The following is a 14,264-nucleotide window of genomic DNA, read 5'->3' on the forward strand; positions in this document are numbered from 1 at the left end:
AACCACGAGCTACTCACCTGGAATGGTGGTGATCACGCCTTCCCAAGGACTTGATGCGGTTGCGTAGAGCTTTTTGGGAATTCGCCCAGCGGCATAGCCAAGGCGGCCAGCTTCACAAGCATGACGCATCGCGTGGGCCATGTTGATCGGATCTTTGGCGTGGGCGATGCCGGTGTTGAGCAGGACGCCATCAGCGCCGAGCTCCATGGCGGCGGTGACATCACTGGGTGTGCCCACGCCGGCATCAACAATCACTGGGTAGTTTGGGTCTCCACCATGTTCTGTATCTTTGAGTAGCTGCAAAATGATTGCAATCGCTGCAGGGTTCGCAATGCCACGGCCAGATCCAATAGGGCTGCCTGCTGGCATCACACTTGCCGCGCCAGCATCACGTAAGCGACAAGCCATAATTGGATCATCACTGGAATAGCACATGACGGTAAAGCCATCAGCTGCAAGTTGTCGGCATGCTTCAAGTGTGCCGACAGGATCAGGTAGGAGGGTGGTGCGGTCGCCTAGGACTTCAAGCTTGACCCAAGCGGCCCCAGGGTTGTTCATTTGGCTCAGAATTTCTCGACCAAGTTGGGCGATTCGAACGGCGTCATCACAGCTAAAACAGCCGGCGGTATTAGGCAAGATGGTATAGCGGTCGGTATCAATGAAGTCGAGCAGTGATCGGCCTTGGTCATCAATGAGTCTCTCGCGGCGTACTGCAACGGTAATCACGTTGGCGCCGGATGCATCGAGCGCCTGTTGCATTGTTTCGTAGTCGCCGTACTTGCCGGTGCCAACGATCAAGCGATTGGTAATATTGACTGGCCCAACCATGAGGTCCGCTGGGTCAGTTGTATTTGGTGTCTTTGGCATTGTGTGCGCCATTTTTCAGCCGCCTCCAACCAGCGTGACAATTTCAACCTGATCGCCGCTGTTTAAATGGTGCTGTTCATGCATGGCTTTTGGTACCAGTTGTTGGTTGACTTCAACTGCGCAGGGTTTGTTCGTGAGATCGCGAAGCGATAGTAAACAAGCAATGGTGGCCTGTTCCTGAATTTGCTGTGCGGTGCCATTGAGCATGATTTCCATGAGCCAAGCATTATACGCCGATCGAGGCAGCTTTCCGGAGGAATGACCACGTTTGTGATACCAGGCCGAACGGGCCTATCTGGAGCCCAGGAGCGCCGTGCCTCTCTCAAAAATGGGGTGGTTTACTGATTCTCGAAAGCCGTTTAGATAACGAATTCAACAAGAAGGCTAATCACAATAAACAACGGAATGAGAATTGGGATGCTGTAGCGGAACATGTATCCAAAGAAGCTTGGCATTTTCACGCCTGATTGCTCAGCAATCGCTTTGACCATGAAGTTTGGTCCATTGCCGATATAACTCATGGCGCCCATAAAGACGGCGCCAAGGCTAATGGCTGCCAAGTGACTATCACTGATGACATACTCTTTGGCGGTGCCTTCAGCGATAATAAGCGTATCCATGCCCTCTGTGATTGGTACCTGTTGGGCAAGTTGCAAGAAAACCAGATACGTCGGTGCGTTATCAAGGAAGCTTGAAAGAATGCCAGTGGCCCAGAAGAAATGCCATGGTTCTCCAAAGGCATTGGTGATCGTGCTTCCTGAAATCTTGAGCACTTCAAGTGGCACCTGCATGGCAATGAAAATACCGATAAAAATAACGGCAACCTCAATGATGGCCGCAAAGTTGAATTGATTGTCAGTGCGAATTTGAGGTCGCGTTGTTCCCCAGGCAATGACCACAATGCCGAGCATAATAAGCTCACGCATAAACAGAAAAGGTTCCCAATTTGTGCCAGGAACAACTTTCGTCGGATCAATCAACGCCAGCACGACTACGAGCAAAGCAAGCCAAAACAAGTTGAACCAGCCCACTAGGCGAAGTGGTTCAATATTGCGATCGTCACGGCGAACATCAGCTGGTGCCTCGCGCTTATAGGCACGGGTGTCAATGATGTAATAGACAATGAGAAGAACAATGCAGCAGATCAGCCACTCGGGCCAGAGTCCAAGTGTCCATGTGAAGGGCACGCCGGCAAGGAAGCCCAGGAAAAGTGGTGGGTCGCCAACAGGCAGAAGGGTTCCACCAATATTGCTGGCGAGAAAAATGAAGAAGACAACAGTATGAACTTTATGCTTTCTCTCTTTGTTGGTATTCAACAGCGGCCTGATCAAAAGCATGCTGGCGCCGGTCGTGCCAATGAAGCTTGCGATGCCAGCACCAACCAACAAGAAGGTGGTGTTTGTGAGTGGGTGCGCCGCAAGGTCGCCTGAGAGACGAATGCCACCGGATATGACGTACAGACTAAAGAGCAGAACAATGAACGGGATGTACTCTTCAATGATGGCATGGTTCATCACGTACGGCAGTGAGTGCAAGCCTTCTGCAAGTAAGTAGTACAACATGGTGAGGCCAGCAAAGCACATCGAGACGATGAATCGATTGAGGTTGTTTTCCCACCAGTGGTGTGTCGAACTCAGGAGCGGAAGCACTGCAATGCAGCCAAGAATCCCGATAAACGGAAGAATGCCGATGTACCAAACTGGTGGAAGCACCTTTGGTGTGTGATCGTCATGGGCCTCGTGCACTTCATGATCGGTTGCCGCTGTGGTGGCGAGTGCTGGTTCTGCTTCAGCGGTAGCGGTTTGTTGTGTGTGATCACTGGGGGTGGAATGACCCACAAGGCCCCAAACGGTGAGAATGGCCACAATCAACCCAATCAAGATCGCAGCGGCAGCAATTGGGCCAAGCCTGGTTTCGTTTGGCAAATTGATGTCAGGAGGCGTGGTAGTCACTGGTCAGATAGGGCCAATCTTGTTCGTTTTGTCGAGGTGTTCTCTTGCTCGTTGGCGTAGAGTAACGAAGCATCCGGGTACTGTGTGGAACTTTGAGCCTTAGAATGAGGAACAGTTGTTAAAAATGGAAGGTGTCTCAGTGAAGATGACTAGGCAGGGCAGTGTTTTAGGATGGCAATTGGCGCTGATGGCGATGGCAGCTTTGCTATTGACGCAACCTTTATCAGTTCGGGCCCAATCCCAAAAGGCAATCGGTTGGACTTATTCACAGACCGTCGGTGATCTGGATATGCCGCGGGCAGCCGCTATTTTACCGCCTGATGAGACAGGTACTTACAGTGTCGTGCTGGCAGAACGCGGTGGCGTGCGTTTGTTGAGTGGTCAACATGGGCAGTTTGATGATCCTGCTGGCCTGACGATTTTTGACGATGTCGGCAATCCTTCCGCGATCGTTGCTGATGGCGACCAGCGCATTTATATTGCAGATGCTGACCGTCATCAAATTATTGTGCTTGATGCCTGGGGAGCGCCGCTGGCAGTTTGGGGCGGTCCTGAGGAATTATTTGAGCCTGCTGGCTTGGCCATTGATGAGCAGCGTGGTGTGCTTTACGTTGCGGACACTGGGCAACATCGTATTGCAAGGTATAGCCTTGACGGACAGTTGCAGGGTTATTGGCAAGGACCAAAGGAGTTGCCGCTGAAGAGGCCCGCGGGGCTTGCTGTTGCAGCAGATGGTCAGCTTGTTGTTTCTGATACCGGTAATCATCGGTTACTGATTGTTCAACCTGAATCGCTCAGTGAATCTGTTGGCCCAGCGCAGCAAGTTGGGCAGTGGGGTATGTATCCAGGCATGCTTGACGAGCCAGCAGCGTTGCAGATCGTTGATGGATTGATCTATGTGACCGAGCGGCGTAATCATCGTGTGCAAGTTTTTGACATGGCCGGTCAAAGCCAGGGTATGTGGGGTAAACATGCACTAATGCCTCATCAAGGCGAGGGCAAACTACATTACCCAGATCAGTTTCTCGTTGCCCCTGATGGTACCTGGGCAATGGTTGTTGAAGGGCTCGAAGATCGCATGCAGGTCTTTAAACCTGGAGACCCATTGGTAGCGCCTGCAGGGCCGCAAGGGATCTTGGCTCAGGAGACCAAGACGCACTTCGGCGCCCATCCAGCAATTTCAGGAGAACTTCTGGTGATACCTGATCCAGAAACGCACCAGGTCTATGTCTTTCGAATGACCGCGCGAGAACCAATTCTGATTACGCAATTTGGTATGCGTGGCACGGGCGCTGGTCGTTTTATGGATCTGAGTGGTTTGTCAGTGAATGGTCAGACCATTGAGGTGCTTGACCCTTCGACTTCACGACTGGCGCAGTTTCGTTTGGATTGGAAGCCAGAGGATCCATTGAAATTTGACCCCTTGATTAGTCGTTTGGTCAAGAGCCGTGATTTTGGTGAGGACGCAACTGCAAAAGGGCAGCGCGGGCTTTGGCTTGGCGCGATGGTTCTTGATGATGATGGTCGGCGATTTATGATCGATCAAGCCAATGCTGAGATTCTTGTGATTGATTCAGAAGGCAAAGTTGAAAGACGCTTTGGCCAAAGTGATTTGCCAGAACAGTCCTTGAGCCGGCCAACAGCTCTCGTGCTGGATCAAAAGGAGCAGCTCTACATCGTCGATGCGACGAAAAAGATGGTGTTTATATTTGGTGTCGATGGTCAGTTTGTTGGGACCTTCGGTGGCCCAGATGTTCTCGAAAGTCCTTTTGGTGTAACGGTCGTCGGCGATAGGGTGTACGTCACAGATCGCGCCACCGGTGAGATTGTCGTGTTCGATGTTGGTGATGACCAGGTGGTTCAGCGTATTGCGGGGCCTGGTGGACGGGGATTCGATGTCGACCAGATGTTCAAGCCATCTGGAATTGTGCACGATCACCAGGGGCGGCTCATCGTGCTTGATGAGGGCAATCATCGTGGGCAAATTTGGTCGCCGCAGGGGCAATGGTTGGTCACTTTTGGCCTTGGCCGCTCATACACACCGGATCGCAGGCCGCGGCCAATACCCAGTGAATAATCCTGAGACTTGATTTCCTCTTGAGGCCCAAGGCGTCCTACAATCTTTGCGGTGAAGAATTATCATTCCATAGGCGTGTTTATTGGCAGTGTCATGATTGCGTGTATCGCAGCGGCGACGGCTTGCTGCGCTCCGTATCAGGGAGGCGAGTCAACGCTGGTAGTCGATGCACCAGCGCAGGGGCGCGAGCCTTTTCAAGGCCATGTTATTGAAAGTAATGCAGGTAATTATCTGGTGCAGTTTGCTTCTTCGCCCGACCCAATGCCTGTCAGTGAATTGTGTGAGCTCAAGGTCCGAGTGTTGCGGCCTAATGGCAAAGTCATTGCGACCGAGGATCTGCAGCTATTTGCAGATGCCGCGATGCCACACCATGGACACGGTATGAATGTGGTGCCGCAAGTTGAAGCTCAAAACGATGGCCTTTTTCTTGTCGATGGAATGCTCTTTCATATGCCAGGTCGATGGGAGCTTTACTTTGACATCACTGAAAACGATGTGACGGAGCGAGCTCAGTGCGTTGTTTTCTTCGAGTAATGTTTCTGTTGTCAGCAGTGATGGGAGTGGCTGTTGTGACGCAGGCGCAAGATGCTGTGAAGCCAGCGTCGCTGACACCGACAGAGAAACAACGTATTGCGCGGCATGGCTTTCTGCCTCAATTGCCTGCAGATTCAACCAATATGTATGCGGAAGATGAAGCAGCTGTTGCACTTGGGCATCGGTTGTTTTTTGAGAAGCGCCTCAGCGGTAATGGACAATTGAGTTGTATGTCTTGCCACGACCCAAGTCAGGCATTTACCGACGGCCTCAAAGTGGCCAGCGGTGCGGGGCAGGTTTCTCGGAATACGCCTACGCTTTTGAATGTGGCGCATCAGCGCTGGTTCTTCTGGGATGGACGCATGGACACGCTGTGGGGTCAAGCATTAGAGCCAATTGAGCGTAGCAAAGAAATGGATGGTGATCGCGTCTCAGTTGCTCGTTTGTTGATCACCGATCAGACGTTGCGGCAAGCGTATGAGTCAGCCTTCGGTCCACTACCGTTACCCAAGGCAACCGCGTCGTGGCCTGAAAGAGCAGCCCCTCGTTTTGATGACAGTCAAATCTCAGCAGCGTGGGCAAGTATGCCTGCAGGGCAGCAAGCGGTCGTTAATGAAATCTTTGTCAATACAGGTAAGTCGATCGCGGCCTATGAACGAAAGCTTGTGACGGGTCCTTCGCCATTTGATCTTTATGTTCAGGGTATGACACAAGATGCCACCGCGTTGCCTCAAGGGATGACGCCATCGGCGGTGCGTGGCGCGGCTCTCTTTGTGGGGCGAGCAAACTGCCGGATGTGCCATGTTGGAGCATTGCTCTCCGATGGAGAGTTTCATTCGGTAGGTATTGTCGGTAACGCAGGGGACGTGATGCAATTGCCAGGTCGATTTGATGGCGTTCGGCAGTTGCAAGCGAATCCATTTCGAGCCGCCGGTATCTACAGCGATGATCCAACGGGCAAGCAAGCAAAGCTTGCGGGGCGATTGGTCGGTGGGCCTGAGCTCTGGGGGCAAATTCGTACGCCTTCACTGCGTAATGTTGCCCAGACGGCGCCGTATATGCATAACGGTCAGTTTGCCTCGCTGGAAGAGGTTCTGGCTTATTACTCGACCTTAGATGGCGCGATCTTTCCGGGGCACCACCAGGAAGCCATTTTGGAGCCACTGGGCCTGACGGAACAAGAGCAGGCAGATCTCAAGGCCTTCCTTGAGTCACTCACTGGTACGCCGCCAGAAGAGATTTATTTATCGCCACCAGTGACAGGCGAGCCTTCTGGCCAATCGCCGAGCTCATCGAGTAACCAGTGAGCAAAGGCTTGCTTGGTCTGTTCTGGGGCCAAGCGATGTGTTCCATCGGAAAAAAACAGTTGCCCGGTGATGTTGAGCGCGTCCATTGTCTCAAGCGGATTGGCAACAATCGCATCGAGCTTCTTTTTTGATAGCTTTTCAAGCGCGCGGGGCACGAGATTGGCAGCCTCTTCGAGGGCAAAGCCAACCACGCGTTGGTTTTTCTTGCGTTGGAGTCCGGCGACGAGATCAGGGGTTGACTCTAGATGGAGATCGAGGCCTTGTGGCTGGCGGGCATGCTTCGCAGGCCTTGAGTCAGTTGGCAGGCGGTAGTCAGCGACTGCAGCGGCCATAATGAGGAGATCGCAGCTTGGCCAGTATGAATCAAGGAGTTGGGAGAGTTCTTCGGTTGTTTGGAATCGTTGGGTCTCGAGCCCCTCTAGCTGCGGAACGGGCAAGGCTGTTGGTCCAAGCAGAAGGGTTGTTTTCCAATGGCGATTGCAGCTTTCTTCAGCGATCGACAGCCCCAAGCGACCCGATGAACGATTGCCGATGTATCGGACGTCATCAATGGGCTCGTGGGTTGGGCCAGCGGTGATTAGAAGGTGCATCATGGCTCTTATCTAGAAAATGTTGATCGCAGAGCCCTTTGAGGGCTTAATAGTGGAACCGTGGTAGATAGACTTAACGTAAAGCTCTATGGGCGCTACTGGCCCTCTACAATGAGGGATACTGTAGATTCAATTCTAAGCCTAGGTGTCGTTGTTGGTCATCGGTCGCCTCAGCATCCATCTCAGGGTTGCAGGGCCTGTAAGGGCGGTTAATACTACTCATCATATCGATGGGAAGATGCCGATTCGGTTGGCAGCAACTGGTCACGAGGGTTGTGGCCATGGGCGAAGCGATGATAATGGTCGCTCCAAGCATTGTTTGGGGCGCGAGAGCTAAAATGGCAGGTCCAGTAGTGACCTGTTGATTGTTTGAGAGGAACTGGCATCAATTATGGCCAGAAAACGTAAGAAACTTGGCGAGATCCTCCGTGAACGTAAGTTTGCGACGAAGGAGACCCTGACTCAAGGGTTGGAGATCTCGCATGGCTCAGGCAAGCGATTAGGCGAGGCCATGGTTGAAGCAGGCCTTCTGGATGAAAGCAACCTTGCGGAAGCCTTGGCTGAACAGTTTGGAATGGAATATGTCGATCTGAATTCAGATGATATTGAGAGTCGCTGCGATATGTCGCTTGTGCCAGGCGACATGGTTAAGAAACATCTTATCGTTCCGATGGAGAAGGTTAGTGGTCGCATGAAGCTCGTCGTGCACGACCCAATGGATCTTGAACTTCTCGATCTCCTTCGCTTTCGTTTGAATTGCGAAATTGATACTGCGGTATCCAGTAAGTCACAGTTGCGAGAATTCATTGAGGGCGTCAATGCTGCAGAGGGGCAAGCTGGCGATGGCGGTAGTTTGTTTGGTGGGCAAGAGTCACTGGTGACTGATTCGGTTGATGTCACCATGGATCGCTCAGTCGATACATCTGTTGATGCATCTGTCGACATTGCTGCTGGCGATGGTGATGATGCGCCTATTATTCGCTTGGTCACGCGGCTTATCACTGAGGCCGTTCGGACCAGGGCAAGTGATATTCATGTTGAGCCAATGAATGATCGCGTTCTGCTTCGGTATCGGATTGATGGTGTTTGCCACGTGCGTGACAATCTGCCCAAGCGCATGCAACAAGCAATGCTTGCTAGATTAAAACTCATGGCGGGTGTGAATATTGCAGAGCGTCGAATACCCCAAGACGGTCGTATCAAGATGACTGTTGATGAAGACGTTGTTGATTTTCGTGTCAGTGTCTGCCCCGCGTACCACGGTGAGTCAGTGGTGCTTCGTATTTTGCGACCTGATTCGGTGCGTATTGGTTTAGAGAATTTGGGTTTTGAAAGCGATCATCTTCAGACATTCAACAAGATTATTCGCCGGCCCAACGGTATCTTCCTCGTAACGGGGCCAACTGGTTCTGGCAAGACGACGACGCTCTATTCTGCGTTAGATATCTTGAATCGCCCTGATCGTAAGATCATCACAGCTGAAGATCCGATTGAATATAGTTTTGCTGGTATCAACCAGTGTCAAGTGCGTGAGCAGATTGGCCTGTCTTTCTCATGGATTCTTAAGTCCATGCTTCGCCAAGCGCCGAACATTATTCTGATTGGTGAAATTCGTGACCGGGAAGTCGCGGACATTGCTATTCAGGCAGCATTGACAGGTCACTTGGTCTTTTCAACGTTGCATACCAATGACGCGCCTTCAGCCATGACGCGTCTGATTGATATGGGTGTGAAGCCATACTTGGTGGCGAGCTCAATTCAGGCAGTCATGGCTCAGCGATTGTTCCGCGTGCTTTGCGATCATTGCAAGGAGCCCGATACCGATGTACCTCCAAAGGTGGCAGAGTTGGTTGGTCTGGAGCCAGAAGACCTTCGGTCAGGTGCCATTTGTAAGCCTGTCGGATGTGCCAAATGTGGCAAAATCGGCTTCCGAGGCCGGCGGGCCCTGTTTGAGTTAATGAAATTGAATACGGAGATTCGAGAATTGGCCTTCCAGCAGGGTACTGTGGGAGATATCCGGGCTGCGGCGATTCGTTCTGGTATGCGAGAGCTCGTTGAGGATGGCAAGATGAAGATCTTGCGAGGCGAAACGACGCCGGTCGAGGTCGCGAGGTTCGCGCAGGCTGATAGTCTGTTAGAGGCAAATATCGACGTCTGAGTTCTCTTGAGAGCCAGAGACGCTGGAGTCACTTATGTCAACCATTCAGATAGATCGTCTTCTCGACACAGTCATTCGTCAAAATGCATCGGACTTGCACTTGACGGTGGGGCGTAAGCCAACCCTGCGCCTCAATGGTCGTTTGCGGAACCTTGATACGAAGGTGCTCGACAATGATGACTGTGTTGCGCTGATGAAGTCTATTACGCCCGAAAGAGCTCAGCAGGAATTACAGGAAGATGGGAGTTGTGACTTCGGTTTTGCCTATGGCACTGAGGCTCGCTTTCGTGTTGCTATTTTTCGTCAGCGTGGCGCACTGGCGCTCGTGCTTCGATTGATTCCAAATAAACTTCTGAGCTTCGATGATATTGGCCTGCCAGACATTGTTAAAGAGTTGATCCGACGCCCGCGTGGATTATTTATCGTGACTGGGCCAACCGGTTCAGGTAAGACGACATCGCTAGCGACGATGATTGACTTTATTAATGACAATTTAGACCGGCATATTGTGACCGTTGAAGATCCAATTGAGTACTACCACTATCACAAGCGAGCGGTACTCAATCAGCGTGAAGTTGGTGTTGATGTGCCGAGCTTTGCTGAGGCATTGCGTCGTGTGCTTCGTGCCGACCCCGATGTGATTCTCGTCGGTGAAATGCGTGACCTCGAGACGATTGAGGCGGCAATCCGTGCGGCAGAAACGGGCCACCTTGTTTTTGCAACGCTTCACACCACAGGGGCAGCGGGCACCATCACGCGTGTGATTGATGCTTTTCCAGTGAATCAGCAGGCCCAAGTTCGTGTGCAGCTATCGACGTCGTTGATCGCGGTACTGAGCCAGGTGCTCTTGGCTCGTTGTGACAAAGATGGACGTGTGGCGGCCTATGAATTTCTGGCTGTCACGCCAGCTATTGCCAACCTCATCCGTGAGAACAAGACCTTCCGAATTGATTCAGCCATCCAGACGGGCCGTAAGTTTGGAATGCAGTTGCTTGATGACCACCTCTGGAAACTCTATGGCAAGGGCATGATTGATGCTGATGAAATGATCGATAAGGCGAAGGATCCTGGTGATTTATCTGAGAAGGTTCACCGATCTGGAAATCGGGTTGGTCGCACTGAATATGATGCTGAGGCCGAACCTACGGGCTAGCCAGTATTGTGGGTAACTGCCTTCAGGCAACCTGGATAGCGGCTTTTTTTGTCTAACATCAACCCCTCTTTTAGCCTCTAAGGGGCACTTTGCATCTTTATTGAGGCGTGTTTTTAGGTCTTTAAATAGAGCCCGTTTTTCTGGATAAACTGTCGGTTGAGGATTGTTGCCGGGGGCAAATTGGTTGCAGAACTTAAGTGTCCGAACAAAAAATACCGCCTCTTTCTCTTGTTGAGGTCGATAGAGCTGTCATATTGAGCGTATAGCTAGTAGGTGGGATCGGGGCGTTGGCAGTTGTGGATAGCTGCTGGCTTAATCAGAGGCGGGATTTTCCGGCCTCGTTGGGCACCGAGTTGACTTGACCTACGCGAGGTCATCAGGCGGGCCCATTGTTTTCGGTGGCTCATTATGGCCGCCAGTGTAAGCACTCACTGTTTGCACAGGATGCAGGAGTTTCTCGTGGCAAAAACCACAGCATCTCAAACAGACACCGTTAAGGTCAGCGAGCTTAAGGGACGTCGTATTGGGCGTGTCTTGACCAAGCTGGGCAAAGTCACGCGCGAGCAGGTGCATGAGGCATTGTCCGTTCAGCGTGCTCGTAAGGAGAAGGGTGATAAGGCGCTCCTGGGTGACTTACTTCAAGAGATGGGCGTCATCACAGCGGATGATGTTTTAGCAGCCGTCGCAGGCCAGGCCGGGATGCGAATGGTCAATATTGAGATCGATGAGATTTCAGCTGAGGCGATTGAAGCGCTGCCAGTGGAAACGGCCAATACCTATCAGATTATTCCTCTGTCATTTAATGAGGCGACGCGACAGATTTCGATCGCGATGAAGAGTCCAGACAACTTTCGCGCGGTTGATGACCTGCGTTTGTTGATGGGATTCAAAGTGGATGCAGTGGTGGCACCAGCAAGCCAGATTGATGCGGTGCTGGAAAAATTCTACAGCGAGCAAAAGGCATCGATGGCCGACATGATGGCCGAGCTCGAAGGAAGTGATGAGCTTGCGGTATTGGAAGGTCGGGGTGATTCCATCGACCTGGAAGTGCTCGCAAGCGCTGCAGAAGATAACAAGGTTGTTCGTTTACTCAATATGGTTTTGCTGCAAGCCATTAAGGACAAGGCATCGGATATTCACTTTGAGCCCTTTGAAGAAGAGTTCAAGATGCGTTACCGCATTGATGGTGTTCTTTACGAGATGATTCCTCCGCCGCAGCACTTGGCGCTGCCAATTGTGTCTCGCATTAAGGTGATGGCCAATCTCGATATCGCTGAACGGCGGCTTCCGCAGGATGGTCGTATCGAGTTGGTGGTTAATAATCTTCCAATCGATCTACGTATCTCAGTATTGCCGACCATGTTTGGTGAGTCAGTCGTGATGCGTGTGCTCGATCGTTCGAATGTGCAGTTGAGCCTCAATAAGATTGGGCTGCGGGATGACGAGTTAGAAGAGATGGAAGGTCTGATCCGCAAGCCAAACGGAATTGTCTTGATCACTGGGCCAACCGGCTCCGGTAAGACAACGACCTTGTATGCGGCGTTGACGGAACTCAATGAGGCCGATACGAAGATTCTTACTGCTGAAGATCCTGTGGAATATGACATTGATGGCATGATTCAGTGTCAGGTGAATCTTGATCAAGATCTCACATTCGGCCGTTTGCTTCGCTCCTTCTTGCGTCAAGATCCAGATATTATTCTGGTGGGTGAAATTCGTGACCTTGAAACAGCGCAAATTGCTATTCAGGCTGCGTTGACGGGCCACTTGGTGTTTTCAACGATCCATACCAATGATGCGCCATCTTCAGTGCTCCGGCTGGTTGATCTCGGCGTCGAAAAATTTCTGTTGACGGCAACAGTTGAAGCGATTGTGGCGCAGCGATTGGTGCGTCGTGTATGCATCGCTTGTAAGGAAGAATTTACGCCAACAGATGAAGAGCTCTTGGAGCTCGAACTGCGGCGCGATGCTGTTGAAGGTCGGACCTTCTTCCGCGGCCGTGGCTGTGAAGCGTGTAATAACAGTGGTTACAAGGGTCGCTTGGCAATCTTCGAGATCATGCCGCTGGATGACAAGATTCGTAACATGATTATGGCCGATGCATCGACAGCGGTATTGCGTGAAGAAGCGCGTAAGCGAGGCATGCGTACGTTGCGTGAATCGGGGCTCTTTGCCATCTTTGAAGGGCAAACAACGATTGATGAGGTCGTCCGCGAGACGATTGTTGAAGAATAAACCTTTGGGTGGATGGTTGGGTCTCGCCTGTTGAAAGACAAGCATGATTCAGCCGTGTTAGGTCAGGAGACGACAGGTATGCCAACCTATCAGTATGAAGCATTGAACTCTGCAGGTAAGCCAGAATCTGGCTCCATTGAAGCGTCGTCGAGTGAAGAGGCGATTCAACGCATTCGCCAGCAGGGACATTTTCCCACCTCTGTGCGCGAGCAAAAAGTCAAAGGTGGCAAGGTTGGTAAGAAGAAGGGTGAGCCTAAGAAGAAAGGCAAGAAAAAGAAAAAAGGCGAATTTTCGATCAGCATTTTTCCTGTCAGCGGTAAGAAGCTTTGTCTCTTTACACGACAGCTTTCAACGTTGCAAGATGCTGGTCTTCCCTTATTGCGGTCGCTGCAGATTCTCGAATCACAGGAGAAGCCTGGTCAGCTCAAATCTATTTTGGGCGCGATTTGTGAGGATGTGGAAGCTGGTTCAACGCTTTCAGATGCAATGGCGAAACACCCGCGTGCCTTCAATCGACTTTATTGCAAGATGGTCAATGCTGGTGAAATTGGTGGTGTGATCGACATCATTCTTCAGCGGCTGGCCAACTTTATGGAAAAGGCCCAACGCTTGAAGCGTCGTATTATTGGCGCTTGTATTTATCCTGCAGTGGTCATCTTTATTGCGGTCGCGATCGTGATGGGCATCATGTATTTTGTGATTCCAAAGTTCCAAGAGATCTTTTTGGACTTCGATGTGCCACTTCCGAAGCTGACGCTCTTTATGATTGATACAAGTGCTTGGGTGGTAGGGAATCTCAGTGAAAACCAGCTTGTGCCGGGCTGGATTATTGTCGTTGGCTCGCCATTTATCTTGTGGGTTCTTTTGTTTTTAGTACGGAAGACGCGCCATGGTCGCGCTATTACAGACCAGATCCGTCTGCGCTTGCCGCTTTTTGGAACCATTATTCGCAAGACTGCTGTGGCTCGCTTTACGCGAACGTTGGGCACCTTGATTTCTGCTGGTGTGCCTATTCTTGAAGCGATCATGATTACCCGAGATACCTCTGGAAATCATGTGTATGAAGTCGCACTGACGAATGTGCATGACTCTATTCGTGAGGGTGAAACATTTGCGGGGCCACTTCGTGAAGCGAAGGTCTGTGACCCAATTGTCGTGAATATGATCGATGTTGGTGAAGAGACCGGTGATCTTGATGTCATGCTTAACAAGATTGCAGATAACTATGACGAAGAGGTTGATGTGGCGGTTCAAGCGCTGCTTAGCCTTTTGGAGCCGCTGATGGTGGTGGTTCTTGGTGGCATCGTTGGCACCATTGTTTTGGCACTGTTCTTGCCATTGGTGAACATGATTGAATCGGTATCAGGCCGTACGGGCGGTTGATGTGTACG

General features: G+C 51.4%; 11 protein-coding genes. 7 read left to right on the plus strand and 4 right to left on the minus strand.

Annotated features, from left to right (window positions below):
- Nucleotides 1-9: 9 nt before the first annotated feature.
- The 3 genes from P8J86_05840 to P8J86_05850 form a co-directional block, all read right to left on the minus strand.
- Nucleotides 10-867: a thiazole synthase gene (locus tag P8J86_05840; protein MDG2054211.1), complete on the minus strand. Its 858-nt coding sequence runs from the start codon at nt 865-867 to the stop codon at nt 10-12.
- A 15-nt stretch (nt 868-882) separates the two neighbouring features.
- Nucleotides 883-1,113, minus strand: coding sequence for a sulfur carrier protein ThiS (gene thiS, locus P8J86_05845; protein ID MDG2054212.1), 231 nt, complete (start codon nt 1,111-1,113; stop codon nt 883-885).
- A gap of 113 nt (nt 1,114-1,226) precedes the next feature.
- On the minus strand, nt 1,227-2,819 hold the full coding sequence (locus P8J86_05850; GenBank protein ID MDG2054213.1) for a sodium:proton antiporter: 1,593 nt from the start codon (nt 2,817-2,819) through the stop codon (nt 1,227-1,229).
- Between the two features lie 145 nt (nt 2,820-2,964).
- Here P8J86_05850 and P8J86_05855 point away from each other — a divergent pair, with 145 nt between their 5' ends.
- Genes P8J86_05855 through P8J86_05865 form a run of 3 tightly spaced genes read left to right on the plus strand, consistent with a single transcriptional unit; the run spans nt 2,965 to nt 6,737 of the window.
- On the plus strand, nt 2,965-4,896 hold the full coding sequence (locus P8J86_05855; GenBank protein ID MDG2054214.1) for an NHL repeat-containing protein: 1,932 nt from the start codon (nt 2,965-2,967) through the stop codon (nt 4,894-4,896).
- A gap of 51 nt (nt 4,897-4,947) precedes the next feature.
- Nucleotides 4,948-5,430 carry a FixH family protein gene (locus P8J86_05860; GenBank protein MDG2054215.1) on the plus strand — a complete coding sequence of 161 codons (483 nt, stop codon included), beginning with the start codon at nt 4,948-4,950 and terminating at the stop codon, nt 5,428-5,430.
- Between the two features lie 35 nt (nt 5,431-5,465).
- Nucleotides 5,466-6,737: a cytochrome c peroxidase gene (locus P8J86_05865; GenBank protein MDG2054216.1), complete on the plus strand. Its 1,272-nt coding sequence runs from the start codon at nt 5,466-5,468 to the stop codon at nt 6,735-6,737.
- Here the strand turns inward: P8J86_05865 and P8J86_05870 are convergent.
- Complete coding sequence (locus P8J86_05870) at nt 6,671-7,330, minus strand: phosphopantothenoylcysteine decarboxylase (protein ID MDG2054217.1); 660 nt, start codon at nt 7,328-7,330, stop codon at nt 6,671-6,673. The two genes, P8J86_05865 and P8J86_05870, sit on opposite strands and share 67 nt — an antisense overlap.
- 388 nt (nt 7,331-7,718) lie before the next feature.
- Between P8J86_05870 and P8J86_05875 the strand changes: the two genes are divergently transcribed.
- The 4 genes from P8J86_05875 to P8J86_05890 all read left to right on the plus strand — a co-directional run bounded on the left by P8J86_05875 (nt 7,719) and on the right by P8J86_05890 (nt 14,256).
- Nucleotides 7,719-9,485 carry an ATPase, T2SS/T4P/T4SS family gene (locus P8J86_05875; protein MDG2054218.1) on the plus strand — a complete coding sequence of 589 codons (1,767 nt, stop codon included), beginning with the start codon at nt 7,719-7,721 and terminating at the stop codon, nt 9,483-9,485.
- Between the two features lie 34 nt (nt 9,486-9,519).
- Entirely contained in the window at nt 9,520-10,638 is a 1,119-nt protein-coding gene (locus P8J86_05880; GenBank protein MDG2054219.1) for a type IV pilus twitching motility protein PilT, read from the plus strand.
- A 459-nt stretch (nt 10,639-11,097) separates the two neighbouring features.
- On the plus strand, nt 11,098-12,873 hold the full coding sequence (locus P8J86_05885) for an ATPase, T2SS/T4P/T4SS family (GenBank protein MDG2054220.1): 1,776 nt from the start codon (nt 11,098-11,100) through the stop codon (nt 12,871-12,873).
- A 78-nt stretch (nt 12,874-12,951) separates the two neighbouring features.
- The gene (locus P8J86_05890; GenBank protein MDG2054221.1) at nt 12,952-14,256 is read left to right on the plus strand and encodes a type II secretion system F family protein; all 1,305 of its coding nucleotides are present in this window, start codon (nt 12,952-12,954) and stop codon (nt 14,254-14,256) included.
- Nucleotides 14,257-14,264 lie beyond the last annotated feature (8 nt).

The sequence above is a fragment of the Phycisphaerales bacterium genome (assembly GCA_029268515.1).
Taxonomy (GTDB): Bacteria; Planctomycetota; Phycisphaerae; order Phycisphaerales; family SM1A02; genus JAQWNP01.

What these genes read in the sequence shown, in the direction of transcription:
- P8J86_05875 (MDG2054218.1), top strand. Translation starts at nt 7,719, where the DNA reads ATGGCCAGAAAACGTAAGAAACTTGGCGAGATCCTCCGTGAACGTAAG.
- P8J86_05890 (MDG2054221.1), top strand. Translation starts at nt 12,952, where the DNA reads ATGCCAACCTATCAGTATGAAGCATTGAACTCTGCAGGTAAGCCAGAA.
- P8J86_05855 (MDG2054214.1), top strand. Translation starts at nt 2,965, where the DNA reads ATGACTAGGCAGGGCAGTGTTTTAGGATGGCAATTGGCGCTGATGGCG.
- P8J86_05870 (MDG2054217.1), bottom strand. Translation starts at nt 7,330, where the DNA reads ATGATGCACCTTCTAATCACCGCTGGCCCAACCCACGAGCCCATTGAT.
- P8J86_05840 (MDG2054211.1), bottom strand. Translation starts at nt 867, where the DNA reads ATGCCAAAGACACCAAATACAACTGACCCAGCGGACCTCATGGTTGGG.
- P8J86_05880 (MDG2054219.1), top strand. Translation starts at nt 9,520, where the DNA reads ATGTCAACCATTCAGATAGATCGTCTTCTCGACACAGTCATTCGTCAA.